The sequence below is a fragment of the Anaerococcus jeddahensis genome (assembly GCF_001182725.1).
Lineage (GTDB): Bacteria > Bacillota > Clostridia > Tissierellales > Peptoniphilaceae > Anaerococcus > Anaerococcus jeddahensis.
Map to the genome: position 1 here is coordinate 46,689 of NZ_CWHU01000004.1, position 19,663 is coordinate 66,351.

7 protein-coding genes and 1 tRNA gene are annotated in these 19,663 nt (G+C 32.1%); all 8 read right to left on the reverse strand.

Annotated features, from left to right (window positions below; translation table 11 throughout):
- Nucleotides 1-87 precede the first annotated feature (87 nt).
- The 8 genes from BN2087_RS01470 to BN2087_RS01505 all read right to left on the reverse strand — a co-directional run bounded on the left by BN2087_RS01470 (nt 88) and on the right by BN2087_RS01505 (nt 19,661).
- The gene (locus BN2087_RS01470) at nt 88-13,764 is read right to left on the reverse strand and encodes a SpaA isopeptide-forming pilin-related protein (RefSeq protein ID WP_049690133.1); all 13,677 of its coding nucleotides are present in this window, start codon (nt 13,762-13,764) and stop codon (nt 88-90) included.
- A 311-nt stretch (nt 13,765-14,075) separates the two neighbouring features.
- Entirely contained in the window at nt 14,076-15,044 is a 969-nt protein-coding gene (locus tag BN2087_RS01475) for an alpha/beta hydrolase (protein WP_049690134.1), read from the reverse strand.
- Nucleotides 15,045-15,491: 447 nt separating this feature from the next.
- Nucleotides 15,492-15,567, reverse strand: a tRNA-Ala gene (locus BN2087_RS01480).
- Between the two features lie 150 nt (nt 15,568-15,717).
- Entirely contained in the window at nt 15,718-16,242 is a 525-nt protein-coding gene (locus tag BN2087_RS01485) for a cysteine hydrolase family protein (protein ID WP_049690135.1), read from the reverse strand.
- A gap of 59 nt (nt 16,243-16,301) precedes the next feature.
- Nucleotides 16,302-17,360: an enoyl-CoA hydratase/isomerase family protein gene (locus BN2087_RS01490; RefSeq protein ID WP_049690136.1), complete on the reverse strand. Its 1,059-nt coding sequence runs from the start codon at nt 17,358-17,360 to the stop codon at nt 16,302-16,304.
- Nucleotides 17,361-17,432: 72 nt separating this feature from the next.
- The gene (locus BN2087_RS01495; protein ID WP_049690137.1) at nt 17,433-18,248 is read right to left on the reverse strand and encodes a MurR/RpiR family transcriptional regulator; all 816 of its coding nucleotides are present in this window, start codon (nt 18,246-18,248) and stop codon (nt 17,433-17,435) included.
- 9 nt (nt 18,249-18,257) lie between these two features.
- The gene (locus BN2087_RS01500; RefSeq protein WP_049690138.1) at nt 18,258-19,154 is read right to left on the reverse strand and encodes an ROK family protein; all 897 of its coding nucleotides are present in this window, start codon (nt 19,152-19,154) and stop codon (nt 18,258-18,260) included.
- Between the two features lie 57 nt (nt 19,155-19,211).
- On the reverse strand, nt 19,212-19,661 hold the full coding sequence (locus BN2087_RS01505; RefSeq protein WP_049690139.1) for a NanQ anomerase/TabA/YiaL family protein: 450 nt from the start codon (nt 19,659-19,661) through the stop codon (nt 19,212-19,214).
- Nucleotides 19,662-19,663 lie beyond the last annotated feature (2 nt).

A 19,663-nucleotide genomic window follows, 5' to 3' on the forward strand; every position in this document is an offset into this window, starting at 1 on the left:
TTTGATAAATTTTCACAAAAAAACTGACCCTAAATTTGAAATCAATCAAATTAAGAGTCAGTCAAAATTTAAGATAAATTTTAATGATTAACTATTTTTTTCAAGATTTAATCCCTTGTTCTTTTTCTTATTGTAATAATAAGCTGCAAGAAGCATTAGGATAAGTCCAATAATAGTAAATCCAATCCAAGCCCTCAAACCATGTGTAAATGGTAGGCTTAGTTTTTTGTTTTCTATTTCTATAGGAGTATAAGCGTTAGTTTCTGAATCCTTAGAAATTTCTTTCGATGTTGTGAACTTATAAGAGTGGTTGACTTTTTCGTCTCCCTTAGTTCCTATATGGAAAGTTCTGTCTTCGCTTATCTTGTCTTTGCCATCGCCTATTTCTATCTTAGAATTAATATCTAATACTGTACTTAAAGCAAGAGTTGAATACATTGATAATTCAATGGTATTTTCTGATTCGAATGAATCACCAGTTTTCTTTTCCAATTCTTTTACTAATTCATAAAGGTCGATAGTTATATTACCCTTACTGTCAGTACCATATTGACTAAGAGGAACAGTGTAACTCTTCGCTGAAGATCTGCTACTAGTATTTACTAGTCTTGCATCGATGGTTATTCCCTTCTTGGTATCAATATTATTTTCATAATATTCGTTATTCAAAGGTAAACCTGATAATGTTATTTTTGACTTACCTTGTTCATAAGTTATCTTTTCATGATCAGGGTTAAATCTCATTGTTATATCAGCATTATAAACATCGTGCATTCCATTAGCATAGAACTCAGACTTGGTCTTAGAAACCTTCATTTCCGTCAAGTATTTTTCTTCTTGAACTTTACCATCTTTTACAACAAACTCTTTAACGTAGTCTCTTGGTTTTATATAACCTGATGGAGCTTTTGTTTCTTTAAGAGCGTAGTAGCCATTTTCATGGAAAGTAAACTCAATCTTACCATCTTTACCTGTAGTAAACTTATCTACTGCTTTATATTCTGTTGGAGCAGTTTCATCTTTATTTAATACTAACTTATCTCCTTTATCATTTTGATAAAGTTTAAGCTCAGTGTCAGAATATTCTCCAGTCTTTTCTTTCTTATACCAAACTTCAAACTCAGCACCTTCAAGTTTTGTATCTTTGTTAGCTGCATCGACTTTAACAAAACTTATCTTTTGCTCTTTCTTATTTACTATTTCAATAGGCGTTATTCCATGTTCTTCTTCATTATTTGAAGTATTTGCTGCTGTTCCACTTACTGGTTTATTAACCTTATCTTTTCTAATGATTCTACCGTTTTCATCTACATCAAATACTGCTACTGGATCTTCTGCCTTTTTATATCCAGTTGGGGCAGATGTTTCTATTACCTTATAGCTACCTGGTTTAAGCTTAGTATATTCAAATACTCCGTCTTCACCAGTTGTTTTATCTCTAGATGCATCTACTTTCCATTGACCGTCTTCTTGATATTGAAGTTGGAATTTAGCACCTGCTAGAGGATTGCCATCTTGGTCAACTTTTTTGAATTTGATTATATTTTCTGGGTTTACGGCTTGAATTTCTAGATTTGCTTTAGCAGTGGCGTCATTTTCATATGCATAGTGGCCATCCCACCTTGTAACGTAACGCCCTGGATAATCTATCATTTGAAGCTTGCCATGCGCAACATAGGACGACTTATCTTTTCCACTTACTTTTCCTGTAACTTTGAAGATATATGATGAATTATTATTTAATCCATTATTAAAACTAATGCTTTCTTCTTGACCTGCACCTAGATATGACCTTGATCTTATTTGTACGGGTGCAGGAAGTCTAGGGTTATCTTCGTTTACACCAAATGATAAAGGCATTAACTCATCAAGGTTTGCATTACCATCGAGTTTGTAATATTCGATATTCATGTTTTCAATATCTTGGTCAGGTGAGTAATAGAATCTTGACCTTGGAGTATTACTTCTATCTCTATTTACATAGTAGTAATGAACAAATTCGCCTGTATCAGGATTAAATTTAATAATCTTTGATCCAAGGTTGAGGTGGTTTTCGGTCTTTTCATACCAATATCCATCAGTAGCTAGATATTTTTCTCTTGCAGTCATTGAATCATATACGACATTAATACTGTTTGTTATCATGTCGTGACCGATAACTCCACGCCCAATACTTTCAGTGCTATTACTTGGTACTTTGTTTAGGTTGATATATGCTTTTAGCTTATTAGAAAATTCTACTAGGCTATAAGTGTCAGCATAGTCTGTGAAAGTATAAGTTATTGTGCCTTCTTTTCTATTATAATCAGCCTTAGCAATTGTACCTACTCCATCTGCAATTATATCAAGGTTAGTAATATGATTTTCCATTATTCCGTGGAGGTCAATGTTGTCACTTAATTGTAGTACAAAATAATCCCCAGGATTAATCTTTAAGTTGGAATCAATAGTGTATTTGTTAGCGAATTCAAATACTTCTCCAAAGTGTGGGTGCATTTCTTTTTGATTATCAGATAGTAAACCATCATTTTTACTTTCTGGGTTTAACACGCTAAGTTTAGATTCAGATATTTGGATGCTACTTGATACATCTTTTCTTCTTTGTGGTGCTTCTCCTGAATATGGGTCAAGTCCTTCTCCACCTATTGTGAAGTTCCACACTTGCTTGTTGTTGATATATCCATCAGGTGATTTTACTTCTTCAAGTCTATAGTCACCTATATTTAAGGCAGTAAATTTAAGTGTACCATCTGTACCAACTGTTCCTTCTTCATGCTTTCCTGTTTCCTTGTTAGTTATTTTAAACTTTGCACCTGGAAGGATTTGTTTATTGCCATCAAATTTCTTAACAGTTACTTCACCTTTACCTGGTTTTTCGTTTATGATTTTACCCATGTTCTTGGCAGTGGCGCTTGTTACGAAGTCCACTAGCTTACCATCTTTTTCTGATGTGGATTTTTCTGGAACGTATTGGTAAACACCATTTGCCTTGTCATATTCTAGTGAGATGTAACCACTTGATCCATCAACGATTTTAATTTGCTTGATAGGATATCCGTAACCATCTGCTGTTACGATAATTAAATCATTTAGATTAACTATGGCATTTGTAGTAGGGTTTACAATCTTACTATCCTTAATGCTAATTTTCTTTGAATCCACACTGCTTACTTTTATGATTTGGTCAGAATCATCTGGATTAACCATACTTAAGTCGCTCAATTTATAAGTTTTAGTATCAGTTTCAGCAAATTTAACATTAATAGATTTGATATCAACGACTTTACCTGATTCTGGATCTACAATATTACCAGAATTTGTCTTAATTGTTTCTACTGTAAATTGTAGAAGTGGCCCATTTATTGGCTTGTAGCCTTCTGGAGCTTTTACTTCTATAAGTTGATATCTACCTGGTTTTAGTCCTCTAAATCCAAAGTATCCGTTAAAGGCTGATGATATAGTTGAACCTTCTACATCCTTGTAACCATTGATTACATATTCTTGAAGCTTGAATACTGCTCCTTCAAGTCTTCTCTTTGTTACATCTTCACCGTTAATATCTTCATCTTTATTATCACGTCCGTGTTTAGAGAATGTGATGTTATAAGTTTCTTCGTCATTGACTATATCCATACCTTCTGGACCAACTTGAGTCTTCTTAGTAGATGAATAGAGTGGTCTGATGTTTATACTTGTTGTAACTGATTCAATTTTTTTATCTTCATAACCATTAGGCACTGCGACTATACCAAATTTCCTAGGTACGTTGTTCCAATCCGTAAATGCCTTGCTCAACCAGTTAGGATATTTTTGTCCATCAGGTTTATATGCTCCCCATGGAGTAGGAGTGCCTTTTTTCTTAAGCTCTCCATTTACATATTGGTCTTCTTGGTAAACTAAACCAAATGTTTCTGCCCCTGCTTGATAGGATCCTCCAAGTTTAAAGTGTTGAGTGCCATTTTGGTTGAAACCATCTGCTTGCCAGAAGTATCTTGGTGTCATGAAGTCTATATCCATTTTTATTTTGCCAATATTTTCTTTTGTTATATTGTCATCGTAGAAGCCTTCGACATCAATGTAATAAACGCCTGGGTCAAGGTTTAATTGGTCTTCATCAAAGCCCCAATCAAAAGGTCTCCATCTAGCTGTGTTTACTACTGATACATCGTCGTTTGCTATAGTATAGTTTCTGAAGATGTCATTAAGTTTTGCATCAGTTGGATTTTTATCTAATCCCTTTATCTCATAAGTTGATCTGTAGGCAGTCTTTACACCATATTTTCCTTCATAACCAATTTTTGGTGGTTGACCTGGAGCATCCAATTCTTCTCTTTTTATTACTGGTTTGATTTGAACATTGACAGGTCCATTGTATCCTCTTGTATCAATATAGATTCTTTGAATATAAGTCTTACCTTCTGTATTGATATTAGTTAAACGAGCTGCATATTTAATACCGCTATTAGTTGTTTTTATTATATTTTGTCCCTGTGTTTTATTAGGATCATAGCCATCCAAAGCCTTATCAGAGCTTACGAAAGAGTTTGGTGTTTCGTCTGGTCCTTGGTATTCTGCCTTTAATTGGTTAGTAGTAGTGTCTTCATATACATGAATCTTCCAAGGAGCTTGGGCTTTTTTGTAGCCTGATGGAGATTTTGTTTCTTCTAATACATAGTAACCTGGTTGTAAGGCTAGTGTTTGTTCTTTACCATTCTTGTCAGTAAATACTAACTTACCGTCGCTACTTGAAATACCATCCATTGGGGTAAATGTATTATCTTGAGTTTTATAATCTTCTTTTGTTTTCTTTAATGTAAACTTTCCACCTTCAAGAGGTCTACTATTAGAATCTCTCTTGAATATTTTAAGGTCAAGGCCTGTTTGCTTGTTGGTTATTTTTATTAATTCGCCGTCACTTGGTATAGTAATTTCGCCGTCTTGTGGTCCTGTTATTTCTTTTTGTTTAAATGAAGCAGCAATACTTACAGGTTTATCTGGCATTTTAAACTTATAATTTCCTTGAGCATCTTTGTTAATAGCTTGTCCATTATAAGTTAGGCTTGCTAGTTCGTAGTAATCATCTGGGTTTACACTTACTGTAACTTCTTCTCCATTTGTCGCACTAGCTTTTACACTTACACTACCATTTTGTGATGGTTCTATACTTATTGGATAAACATTCTTTGGTTTTTCCTTAAATGTTGCTGTAACTGTAACCTTAGAATTTGGCATTGTAAATTGATTATTTTCATTTACTGTTACCGGATTTTTACTAGCATCTTTTACAACAAATTTATCTAATAGATAGCCTTCACTTGGAGTTGCTGATAGGGAAACTGTATCTCCTGCTTTTACATTTGTATTCGGTTCAGCAGTAATAGTTCCACCTTGAGCTTGAGTTACTTCTACATTGTAGCTTGGTCTATCATCTACAAAGTGAGCTGTGAGTGTCACGCTATATGCCGGCATTGTAAATGTTATATCTCCAGCTGCTGGAAGACTTATAGTTTGTTCATCTCCATTATTATCGTTATAAGTTATCTTTTCTAACTTATATCCCGATTCTGGGTTAGCAGTTATTTTAACAGTATCTCCAACTTTTAGATTACTATTTCGATTTGCAGAAATAGAACCATGGTCTACAGTTTGTGTCCATATTGAATATAATTTTTCTTTAAATGTAGCAGATACTGCAACATTACTTGCTGGCATAGTGAATGAATATTGTCCATTTTCCACACTATTTGTTTTATCAACTCCAGCTACTGTCAATTTTTCAAGTTGGTATCCATCTTCTGGTTTTACAGTTAATGTGATATTTTCGCCTTGGTTAATTCCAGTAGATTTACTTGCTGTAACACTTCCATTTCCACCACTAGTGATATTAAGATCAAATGATGAAACTAGGTTTTTATTTATTGAAGCTTCTTTATCATAAGAGTCAGCAATCCATAAAGTTGAATCTTTTCCCCATGGAGGTGTACCCTTGGAATAAGTATAGTCAACTCCTAAGCCCACTCCATATTGATTATTATATGGTGTTTCTATTTCAACATATAAAGGTCCTCTAATTGTCGCTGGAATTACAGACATAATCCTTTGTTTTTTGCCAGATGGTGTTGGAAAAGTTTGTGTACAAGCTGTTGTGACATCTTTTATTTTTATTGGATTATCCAAAGTTGATTTAGAATCTACTGTATAAATTTTATAAGTAGTTTTACCACCATCACTTAAATTTATGCCATAGTCTTCTGGCTGTCTATGAAATTGAACTTCTCTTTTTGAAGTAGAAGAATAGTCTTTTAGCAAGAAAACTTGTCTAAACTTCTTATCAACCTTATTAATTTCAGTGATTTTTGTACTTGCTAAGTCCTTGTTTTGGATATTATCTCTTCTTCCAGTAGAAGCATTTGGATCAACTTTTTGCCAATCACTTGCCGCTCTTAGAGGGCTTGAGATTGATTCTTCTGAAAATTCTAGTGTATTTTCAGCTAATTTTAATCTTTCTCCTGTGTTAAATTCCTCCATAGAATTTAAGCTTGGAGCCTCGGATAAGTTTTTATTAGCTAATATTCGGCTATTATTTTCTAAAAATCCTCTGTAAGCTAAAGTTCTTACTGATGTGTTAGTATTTGTTCCATTAGTATTTGGTTTAACAAGCTTAGTATTTTCTTCTGTAACACCTGTTTTCTTATTAACCTTGATATACTTATTGCCATCAGATGTTATTCTTACAGTCCAATCTACATTTGATTTTTCATAACCTGATGCAGGTTCGATTTCTTCTAATTTATAGATACCTGGTTTTAGTTTGTCGAAGGAAATTATACCGTCTTTTCCAGTTGTGATTTCTCTTTCTTCTCCACCTTCGCCAGGTCCAGTTAACTTAAATTTCGCACCTTCAATATTTTTTGTATTATCATTATCCTTAACTTTTTGAAGTTTAAAATCAAATGTTTTAAACTCATTTGTTACATCTAAGGATCCTTCTGATATATATGATCCTACGATATTTCCATCATTTGATACTACAGGAGATGCTTCTTTTATTACACTTGCTCTTTCGTAGTAGTCACTCTTCCAGTATGTTGTACCATTTTCAGTCCAATCCATACCAGTACCGACTCCGCCAGATTCTTCTTTGTAAGGAACTTTGATGTCAACAACTAGTGGCTTATCAGTTGCTGGTAAAGTTAGTTTTAGTCTTTGTGGTTGACCGGAGTGAGTGTTATCTACATCTTTTTTAACCCCGCTTGTAATATCTGTTGCACCATATTCTGCAAGTCTGATGTCTGATATTACTCCTGTGACTGGTTTGTTAAGTTTAAATACTTGGAATTCTTCTCCAGAATTTAAAGCTCCACTATACCAGTCCATGTTTGGATATTCTGGTTTTTCTCTGTGAATTGTGGCAGTAGTAGCACCAATACTTACTGCTTCTGGGTTTATTACATATCTTTGGATGATATATCTATCTTTTCTATTTATACCGACAATTCTTGTACCCATTTTATATGGTGTTGGGAAGTTTCCTGTCCAACCTGTGTATCTGTTGTCGTATAATTCCCAGCCATCAAGTGATCTTCCTGCAACGTCTACCCAGTTAACATTAGGTTTTTCTAGGATTGAGTTTAATGTTGTAGTTGTTTCAGAACTTCCCCTATAATTATAGACTTTTTTATTTCCATCTTTGTCTATTACAAGAACCCACTTTTTGTCGAGTTTTTTGTAGCCTGATGGTGCTTGGGATTCTTCTATAATATAGGTGTTTCCTTGAGTTAGATCTTTAAATTCTACAACACCGTTAGCGTTAGATTCACCATCTTTAACTTTAGTACCTTCTTTATTTTTTATAACAAACTTAGCACCTTGAAGTGGTTTCCCGTCAGAGTCTTTCTTATAAATACGGAATTCTGTTCCGGTTGGTTTATTAGATACTGGCATGATGATTATATTTTCGTTATTTCCAAAATATGATTCATCAGATCCAAGTATTCCTATTTGAGCAATTCTAACTGATCCATCTGCATAAACATTTACTGTCCATCTTTTTTCTGACTTGATAAAGTCCTTTGGAGCTCTGGTTTCTTTTAGTGTATATGAGCCAGGCGCAAGATTTGTGAAGCTTAATTCTCCGTTATTACCTGAAGTTCTATAGATGGTATTATTATTAGCATCTGTTAATTCAAATGTAGCTCCAGCAAGTTTGCTTTTATCGGCTTCATTTGATTTTATAATTTTAAATTGTCCAGGTGTGTATTTCTTATTGATTACACCGACATCTTCCTTATAATACTTTGGAGTTTCTCCACCAGTTTGGTCTCCTTTTGCAAAACTTTTGTTGGCTCCACTTGCGAAGGCTGATTTAAGGTTGCCGTTGTTCATAACAAAGGCTCTCCATTTGTTATTAAAAGCATCTATATCTGGAATCTTAAATCTTTGCTCAATAACATAACCTTCACCATTATTAATACTAGGCATATTAATCTTAAGTGGTTGATTCTTATTATCTATAAGCTTTCCATTTGGATTAATTTGCCCCTTATCATAAACCAAGGTAATGCCATTTTGTGATATGGTTGCATTTTGATTTGGATCAATTGAAGCATTGAAAACTGGTCTGTAAATATCAGGATTTTGTTCTGCATTGTAGCCCATTGACAATGGCATGTAGTCATTAACTAGAAAATCATTGTTTATAGTTCTAACATTTGCCTCAGTACGATATATTTTTACCCTATCTAGTACTTGCCTTGGTTCAGTACCTTCTCCTACCCAATTAGCAATGTTTCCTCCTTGGAATTTAGTTGTTATCCAGTTATAGGCAAGTGTTTTAGGATTAACTTTCTTATATGGATTTCTATCGCCTATTACGTTGTAGTAGGATATTACATCTACATAATACTGTCCATTTTCTTCATAGATTTCTCTGAAGTAATAGTTTTGTACAGGCTCGTTGTTACCTGAATCATATGCGTCAAAGAAGGCTTCAATGTTTTTATTATATTTTTGACCTGATATACCTGTTTGGTTTGGTTGTACAGTTATAGTAAATGGATAGGTGCCAGTATTTTTGGCATAATATTTACTTGGTATCATACCTATAAGGTCAATAGTAGCTGTGGCTGGACCTCCCGCAGTCTTATCATTAAATACATAAGTTAATAGATTAGTTTCATAGTTGAAGTATGGATCTGCTACTTCTTTTCCATTTATTTTAAGTTTTGGGAATCCATTAAAGTATTGGGTGAAGTCAAGGTTAGGATCAAATTGTATTTCAAATCTATCGCCTTTATTTGATTGAGATAAAGTAATATCTGCGTGATATTTTAAAGATTCGTATCTGTAAGCTTCCCATACCTTTGGTCTTTCACCACGGCTGTAGGATTGTCCTTCGTTGTAGTCAAGCCATTGGTTAACACTAGTTACTATATTATTACTATGGTTTCCAACTTCTTCTCCCTTTTCTATAAAGTAATCTTGACCTGGTTGTGGCCTAGCTGATGAATTTTCAAAACGAGGAGTATATGATACTTCGCTAGATTCGTTAACTTCTACTTCAAAGTAGACTCCGTTTTTCTCATATCCGTCTGGAGCTTTAACTTCTTCGACAATATATTTTCCTTCTGGATATTCTCCAAAACTTGCCTTACCATTTTTGTCGGTAAAGACATTTTTAATGATGTTTCCTTCGCTATCTTTTAATACAAATTCGGCTCCAGAAAGTCTATCTCTCTTGCCGTCAGTATAAGTATTGGAAAATTTGAAAATTTCTATTGGCTTCTTTTCAAATGGGGTATTTTTAATAGTTATTGTTGGCTTATCATCTGCACCGCTTGTATTTTTGCTTAAAGTCACAACTTTTTGTATACTTGCTTGATTTGCTGTATCTTCATTAGTTAACCAATCATAATATAAGTTTGCTGAATTATTTTGACCAATATTAGCCTTAACCTTTACCAAGAATCCCCAATCGCCTGCAAATCTTTCTTTTGGGAAGTAGATTTGATAACCAGTTCTTCCTGTGTAAGCATCTGTTGTATTTTGAGTGCCTGTAATCTTATTTCCGTGGTTGGCGTTTATTACATCATTTCCAAGCATGGAAGTATATTGATCTGCAATTTGTTGTTCCATACTGTATTTAACATTTTGTCTATATCCTGGAGATACATTGTATGCTGTTACATCTGTAATATTTACGCCTGGTATAGAAATATCAAGTCTTGTATTTCTATCAGTTTGCCCACCTTGTCTTGGAGCTATTGGTTTTAGGTATAGGTAGAATTCTGCATTACCTTTGGCGTCAACTTTCCCATAATGCATAGCATTCATATAGTCTGGCCAGTTCGGATATTTGTTGTGTTCTACTACTTCTGTTTTTCCTGCTGGTTGTGAGAAGTCGACGTTTTTACCAGATACATTTACATTACCATCATCTGATATAGTTATGGTCTTGTTTTCTCCATCTAATTTGTAGCCCTTTGGAGCTTTTGTTTCTTTAAATGTATAAGTTCCTGGTGGAATGTTTGTAAATGTGGCTTCACCGTTCGCATCTGTCACTACACTTACTCCAGAGCCCAATAAGTGGAAGTTTGCTCCTTGGAGTTTCTTACCAGTTTTGCTATCTACCTTAACTATTTTAAAAGTAGCGGGCTTTTTATTATCGACCTCCATTAGTGAGTTTAAGATGAAGTGATTTTTGTCACTATAATTGTAGTAACTTGTGTTTTCACTATATTTATATTGCTTTGTTCCTATGGTTACATCATTTGTAGGGAAAGTTTGTTTTATTTTATGATCAATAAAACCAGCTTCGCCTTTTTCATTTATATTCCAATATTTAACATTAGGAACTGTGAAATATCTTTGCTTAGCATTTTGTTGTGCATCTACATGAACACTTCCTAAATTTTTTCCACTTTTATCAACAACATTTATGTCTTGTTCAGGCATATTTTCGTGGCCTTGTGGAAGGTTCCAGTGTTGGTCTATAGGTAGGTCTCTGAATCTTGATATAGAAACACCTGAAACACTGTAGTTATTCGCTTTATCTGGATTAGTTAGACTTGTATCCATTTCATAAACTGCAATATTTCCTACTGGTTGGTGACCTGATGGATTTTCGTTTTTAAAAGGCTCTCTCTTTAATTCGACACTACCATCAATACTACCATTAACAGTCTTCACAACCATTTTACCATCTTTATCTAAACCATAAACAGCAGTTTTACCAGTTTTAAATGTTTGATTATCTAGAGTTCTAGTTTCAAGAGGAAGCCCTAAATTTCGATCTCCAGATGATATACTATCTGTGATTGTCCACTTAGCTGTATTGTTTGATGTGAATTCACCTAGTATTGTAGTTCTGTTGTTTATACCAACGCGAGTTGGTGTAGCAGTGTCAATTCTATCTTGGGAATAACCTTCTTTTTGAACAAGTCTCACTGCTCCGGCCTTATCCTTTTCTTTTATAAAAACCGAAATATCAAGCATGTATGAGTCTTGTTTATTTGTTACCGGTGTATAGAAAGTATATAAAAGCTCTTGTGAAGAAGACTTTAAATCATGGTGTTTTGAATCGACTATTCCAAGTTTTCCTTGTAATTGATTAGTAAAATCAGAATCTTTTAATTCAGTACCATTTAATTTAGCCTTTTGAATTTTCCCAAGTCCTGAACCTTTAACTGTTGTTAGGTTTAACTTTAATCCGAGTGCTTTTAAATCTTGGTTAGAGCTTATCCTTATGCTCCAATTAATTCCTTTCATTTCTCCATTTTCTACATCTGGAGTTCCGTTAGAATCTATATTTACTTTATAATCGCCACTATTATCATCTATTACTTGAATTACATCTTTTCTTCCAGGTTCAATGATTGACCCAACTGAGTTACCATTTTTGTCGATTTTTTGTGGAACTAAATCTTTTGATGCCTTTACTCCAAGTCCTGATACTTTGTTAGTTACTGTGAAATTACCATTAGCATCAACTTTTATGTTATCCACATTGTAGTCAACAGGAATTTCTAGTGGTATTTGTAAATCATCAGTTATTTCTTTTTCCAACTTGTAAGTTATGGAATTTGTAGTTTCATTATAATTTGGTCTTGCAATAACATTTCCATTTTCATCTTTTATTGGCTCAAGCGTTGAATCGTCATTTACTTTGAGTTTATCATCTAGCTTGATAGTGAATGATTGTGTGGTTGGAATATTTCCATTTGCTACTGAAGCGTCAAATCTTGTTTTAATAATAAATTTCTTTTTACTTAATTTTTCTTTTTCTTCAGCAGTAAGATCTCTTGATCCCATAGCAGCCATTAGCACTTGTGGGCTAAAGTTCTTATCGGCATCTTTTTCGATAAGTGCTTTGATTGCCTCTTCGTTATCTGCCATAAGCTTGGCTTGTTCTTCTTGTGTAAGCTTATATTTTTCAGAAAAGCTTGTTAGAAGATTTTGAATTTCTTCTAGGCCGTTTTTCTCATCTGCTAGGGCATTTTTTAAGTCTTTGTCTGCTCTTTGAAGATCTGTAAGTCCAAGGATAGATTTTATTCCGTCTAATAGACCCTTTTTTTCTTTTTTAGAAGAAGTTTTGCTTTCTTCTTTTTTCTCTTTTACAAGTTTTGAGAATTCTTCTTTCTTTTCTTTTTTCTCTTTACTTGTTGCAGGTATTTTTTTCTCTTCTTTTTTATCTTCATTTGAAGATGAATCTATCTTTTTGTCAGTTTGTTTTTCATTATTAGAAGAATCTATTTTATTTTCTTCTGATTTTTTTGTTTCTTCTTTTTTATTAGAATCAGTTTTTGTTTCTTTTTCTTCTTTTGAAGTTTCGTTTGATTCTACTTTTATTTCTGTTTTGCTTTCTTTTTCTTTATTTGAATCTTCTTTGGAGTTTTCTGATTGTTCTTCCTTGTTTGATGAAGATTTTTCTGCTTTGGCTTTTTCTTCTTGGGGTTTTTTTGCCTCTTCCTGTTTTTGTTTTTCTTCCGCCTCTTTTTTAGACTTTTCTTCTTTGCAGGTTTTTAGATTGTTATAATCTTCTTCTAATTTTTTTGTATCGTACAAAGATTTTTTATCGTTTACTAAAAGGGCAAAGATATCCCCTTGGTTTTTGATTTTCAAATTTCCTTCTTGGTCTTTTTCGTAAAGGTTAAAATCTGGGTCTAGTGATTCGTATTGAAGGAGTTCTAGGTTAAATATTAGCTTATCTTCGTCTAATAATTTTTGATTTCCTTTTTCGTTGAAATCAAAATCATCCATTATTTTGAAATCTATGTATGAATAGTTTTCTCCATAAGGATTTTCTTTTTCTTTGTCTTTATTTTCTGCTTCTTCTTTTGCTACTAATTTGAATCCGTTTTCATCTTCGATTATTTCCAAATCAAGGTCAAGTCCTTGGGCGTTTAGCATATCTTTAACACGCCAATATTCCTTGCTTGCCTTTTCATTTGTTTCAAAATATTTATCATCAAATAATTTTAGGTCATTTCTTTTTACAAGCCTAAATTTGGAGTTTGTATCTGGAATACTTACGGCTATCGTGAATTTATCTTGGTCTTTTTTGGCTTTCTTTTTGTCGTAAATTTCCTGTGATTTTTTGATTGATAGGTCAAGATCGGGATCATCTTCGAGCTTGTCGACCGATTTTATGGAATTTGGATTTTCATCTTCTGCCTTCGAGCTAGTTGCAAAAGCTGGCAAGATTACTTGTAATACCATAAAAACTGCCATCAATAGTGACATCATTTTTCTTGCTAATTTTTTCATAATAACTCCTTTATTTAATATTGATGAATTTCTAATTTTCATTTCTTTTTAATAAATATTAAAATATATTTAATTTATTTTTCTGGTGTATTTTATTAAAGCAATTGATTAATTTTTTTCTTTATTTGTCTTAAATTATTAGAAATTCAGACACTTTTACTTATAACAATTATAGCTCTTTACAAATTTTTAGTCAACGAATTTTAGTTATATTATTGAAATAAATTATAAATATAAATTTTTTTCTAAAAAAATTTTTTAACAAAAAAATCCCCTTAATTTTTTTCAAAATTAAAGGGAAATTTATAGCTTTATTTTTCAAATTGGTCTAGGACCCACAAGTAGGATTCTTCTGTTATTTTGTTCCAATAATCATAATCATGGTCAAATTCTTTGCCATCCTTTTTAAATTCTGTGTTTACCTCGGCTTCTTCTAATTTTTTGTTGAATTTTTCTATGTCGTTAATTTTTATTTTTGTATCGCCCTCGGCTGATCTTATATAGAAATTTATATCTTTTGACTCTGCGTTTATGAAATTTGTAGGAAATTTTTCCTTATAAACATCGTCTGACCAATTTTGTATTCCGTCTGAAAATGCAAGATAATTTCTTCTAATTAGGCTATCTTTGTCAAGCTTGTACCAAAGGGTTGGGGAAATTAAAAGTGCTTTTGTAAATAGGTCAGGATTTTTTAGGGAAATACTTGCTGCCCCATATCCTCCTACAGAAATCCCTCCGATTGCTCTGGAATTTTTGTTTGCATCAGTCTTATAATTTTCGTCAATTTCTTTTATCAACTCATCTTTTATTGCACTTTCCATATTTTTATCGTAATCGCTATTTATAAAAAATGAAGTAAATCCATCAACAAAAACCACAATCATTTTATTTTCTTTATCTTTCATGATTTTATCGAGGACATCTTTTGTATTGGATTTTTCAAGAATTGATGATGAATTTTCTCCAAATCCGTGGAGCATATATAAAACCGGATATTTTTCATGGCTTTTTTCATCATATCCGTTTGGAAGATATACCTTATACTTCCAATTTTGCTTTAAAATTTCTGAATTTATTGATCCATCAACAACTTTTCCTTGGTCTTTTTTTGAAACTGTAGAGTTTTTATTTTCCTCATTTGATTTTTTTGATTCCTTGCTAGAAGTGGAAAGTGTTGAAGCTGATGAAGGATTTGCCTTGTTATTTTTATTACTACAAGCACTAAAAACAATCCCCAAGCTAAGGACTCCTATCATTAATTTCATTTTATTTTTTATCATATATTCACCTCAATTTAATATTGTATCTATTATACAATAGGGATAAAAATTCTTCAATCTACAAATTTTTTCACAAAAAAATCCCAGTTTTTTTAAAGCCAGGATTAAATTTAAATAAAAATTTAACTTTTGATTTGAAATAAAAATATTTTTCTGTGATATAATAATTTTGCCTATTGCTTAATAGGTGAAAAGAGGTGATGAAATTGTTAACCTCAATATTGGAAAATTTTATTTTTCCCTTGTTGGTTGGACTTATACTATTTTTTATAAAAAAGTATTATTCCGAAAACAAGTAAATGAAAAGACAGTAGTTCGCCCTACTGTCTTTTTTTGTGGTGATTCCACATTGTTAACCTCAATTCCTTGAATTATTCAAGGATTATAAGAGAATTCCTCTTACTTAAAGTATATCACAAAATCCTATTTTTTCAAGTTTTTAAAAATTGGTGGAGAATAGGGGATTTGAACCCCTGGCCTCTTGACTGCCAGTCAAGCGCTCTCCCAACTGAGCTAATTCCCCAAGTGACTTTTTCCTAAGAGTAAAGAAAAAGTCTAATATTTATTTAATTATACCATATTAAATTTAATAAAGCCTATATATTAAGGTAGGAAATATCAAATTCAAATTTCCTTACCGTTTCTTACCGTTTTCTTAATTATTCTCATGATTTTAATATTTTTCTTTTGAATTAATAATATTTACCTGACAGGATTTCATAGCGTCTAGGGCAATTTGGTGATTTTTTTCGTTTGTGGCCTTGCACAAATCTTCTATAACTGTAACTTCTGTATCCAATAGGGCATTTTTTAATAAAATTGCATTTGATATTACGCAAATATCGGTGCAAATTCCTACCATATAGATATTTTTGATTTTTTCTTTTTGATTTAATTTTTCTAAATATTCCACAAGTTCGTAGGAACCAAAAGATGGTTTGTCTATTACTTTGTGATTTTTTGTATCAATTCTTACTTGCCAGCCTTTGGAATTTTTTAAGCAGTGTTCTGCCGGTAGATGTTTCCCTTCTAGTGTTTTTAGATAGGATTTGTCGTGGGTGTCTCTTGTAAAAATAACCTCTCCATTGAAATTTTCTACCAATTTTTCAATAGGCTCAACTATTTTTTCATTTCCTTCATTTCCCAAGGCACCATCAATAAAATCATTTTGTAGGTCAATTACTAATAATACGTCCATTTTTTTCTCCCTGTTTTTTCTTATTTTTTAGAATTTAGGTGTTTTTAAAAAAATCAATCCTAATTTTCCCTATACATTTTTTCAATTCCCAATAATTTTTTTACCTTTTCATCTGGGACTTTATCTACGGATTTTTCATTCCAGTTTGCCTTTTCTTTATCAATTATTAAAGATCTTATTCCCTTTTCCATCAAGCCTTCTTTTCTTGAATATTTTAAAATTTTTAAATCTAGGGCAAAGACTTCATCTTGGCTTAAGTTTTTGCATACAAAATATTTTTCAAATTGAACTTTTAGCATGAAAGGAGATTTTTCATATAAATTTTCCAAGGTATTTTTTGCACATTCATCCTTGTCCTTGTTTTTTTCAAGGATTTCAAAAATTTCTTCTATCGAAGATTTTGAAAAATATTTTTCAATTTTTTCTAAATTATTAGAAATTTTAGAATTTTCCTCGGTATTTTTGAATTTTTCGCTTTCTGTTCTAAATTCTTTTATTAATTTTTCTCCCTCATATTTCTTTGAAAGATCAAATAAAATATTTAAAATATTTTCGTAATCTTCTGATTTTATATATAAGTCTATCAAATCATAATTTATAAGGTCAGTTGATCCTAGACTTTCTCCACAAAGTCCAAGGTATTGACCAAGGGCTTGGGGTAGATTTGAAAGGTGCTTACATACTCCAACATCTGGAACAAAACCAAGTCTTGTTTCTGGCATAGCCCAATTTACGCTTTCGTCTGCAAGTATAAAATCAGAATTTATGCTAAGGCCAATGCCTCCTCCCATCACTATGCCAAAATAATGGCTAAGAACTGGTTTTTTGTAATTTTTTACAAATTTATCAAGGATAAATTCTTCCTCATAAAACTCATCCTTATTTTGGCAAGACTCATTTAAAAGATAATCATTATAAATTTCTTTTAAATCTCCGCCAGCACAAAATCCTTTCCTGCAAAGTGAATCAAATAAAACCGCCTTTATTTTGTCATCATTTTCCCATTTTTTTAGGATTTTTTCTATATCTTTAACCATTTCTAAATTTAGAGCATTTATTACTTCTTTTTTATCTAAATAAATTATTCCAATATTTTCTATTATTTTTTCTTTAATCATTTTATCACCTATATCTAGGATAGTTTAAAAGTAGAAATTGTCAAGAAATTTGACCGATAAATATTTTATAAATTATTCGGTTCCCAAGGCTTTTATGGTATCACCGTGAAGTTTTTCTTTGATATTTTTATCTTCTTTTACAAAGTATGAATACAAAATATCAACCATTACTGAAATTGGGAATTGGGGACTTATGGCATTGCCGTAGTTTAAATGTTTTAGGGATGGAACAAGTATTACCTCGTTGCAATAATCCTTGTACAAATCTCTATTTTGGGAAGTAATTAGGATTGTTTTTGCGTTTTTGTTGTAGGCTTGGGATAAAAAGAGCAAAACTTCGCTTGTATTTCCACTTATACTCAAACCAAAAATCAAGGAATTTTCATCATGAAAGGCCCCTCTCATTTTCATTTGATCAGAATCTGTTATGGAGTCTATGTTTACTCCTATTCTCATAAATCTTAACTCCATCTCATTTGCAGCAAGTCCAGATGATCCTTTCCCACAAGCAACAACTCGGTTTGCCCTGTTTATATAATTTATTATTCTTTTTATTTGATTTTCATCTACTAGGCTATATGTTTTGTTTAAAAGTTCTTGGTAAGTGTTTAAAACTTGGCTAACATTTCCGTTTATATCTTCTTTTTTTTCTACAAAATCTTGGCCATATTGGTAAACAAATTCTCTATATCCTCTAAATCCACATTTTTGTGCAAATCTTGAAAGGGATGCTTGGGAAACAAATAGTTTTTCTGCTATGGATTTGCTTGAAAAATCCTCTCTTTTGTTGTTGTAAATAAAAAAATCTGCTATATTTCTTTCAACTTCTGTAAAGTTTTCATAATTTGATTCTACTATTTCTACAACAGATTTATTGTAATAATCCAAAATAATCCCCTACTTTTCTTCAATTTCCCTAAAATTATAGTAGGCTCCAAGCATGCCTGCAGAATTTTTGTGTTTGGCAAATTTTATGCTGATATTTTTATAGAATCTCTCTTCCAAATATTCGGATAATTTTCCTTCAATTTTTTCTTTCAAATATTCTTCTTGGGCCATTATTCCTCCTCCCAAAACCACAGTATCAGGATTTAACATATAGGATAGATTTGCTATACCAAGACCCAAAACATCACACATTTCATCAATTGCTCTTATACAAATTTCATCGCCTTTTTTTGCATTTTCAAAAACTTTTTTTCCATTCCACAAGGATAAGTCTTGGTTTTTTTCTTTTGCAACCTTTTCAACCAAAGTTTTTGCTGAGCCAAGTCTTTCAAATTTATCTCCTTTGATGTTCATGTAGCCTACTTCAAAAGCTGATCCATTTGCCCCATGGATAATTTCCCCATCAATTATTCCACAGCCACCAATTCCTGTTCCAATTGTAAGGGTTAGGCAAACTTTGCTATCTTTTCCTGCTCCAGATTCATATTCAGCAAAACCCGCACAATTTACATCATTTTCAACCTGGCAAGGCAAGGAAAATTTTTCTTCAATGGTCTTTTTAAAATTAATTCCAATATAATTTGGAATAAGATCTGATGCATGATAAATTGAGCCTTTTTTTGTATCAACCACACCTGCCGTTGAAATACAAACTCCCATTAATTGGTCATTTTGATTTTCTTTTACAAAATTTTCAACTATCTTTATAACTTCATTTAGGATATGGTCTCCACCTTTTTGGGCATTTGTATCGATTTCATACTTTTCCAAAATATTTGCATCACAATCGATAAGTCCATATTTTATGGCAGTTCCGCCTATATCTATGCTTATATATTTTTTCATAATATCTCCTTTTAAAAAATAAGAGGCAAATGCTCATCACACTGCCTCTATTATATCCTATAATTTGATTTTAAAAATTGCTTTTTTAATTTTTTGTGGATCTTTAACTTTTACGGCTGTCATATGACCATCATTTGGATAGCAAATTAGAAAATCTCCCTCATTTAAAATTACTGATGAATTTTTTTCACCCTCCATTGCTTGATAATCATCTTCTTTTTTATATGGGCCCAAGTCCATATTACCTATAAAATTTAAATCAATTTGTTCAATTCCATCAAGCATAAGGTGAAGGTCAAGATAATCTTTGTGAGCTTCCCAAAATCTATTTTCAGGATTTGTAGTTTCATATTCTACAATATTTACAAAAAGATCTTCTCCCTTTATAGGATGACTTCCCTTTTCCATATTTTTCAAATCATTATTTTTATAAAATTCAAAACATTCTTTTATTTGACCGTTTAAATAATCAAATTCTTCTAAATTTTTTATATTTCCAAATATCATTT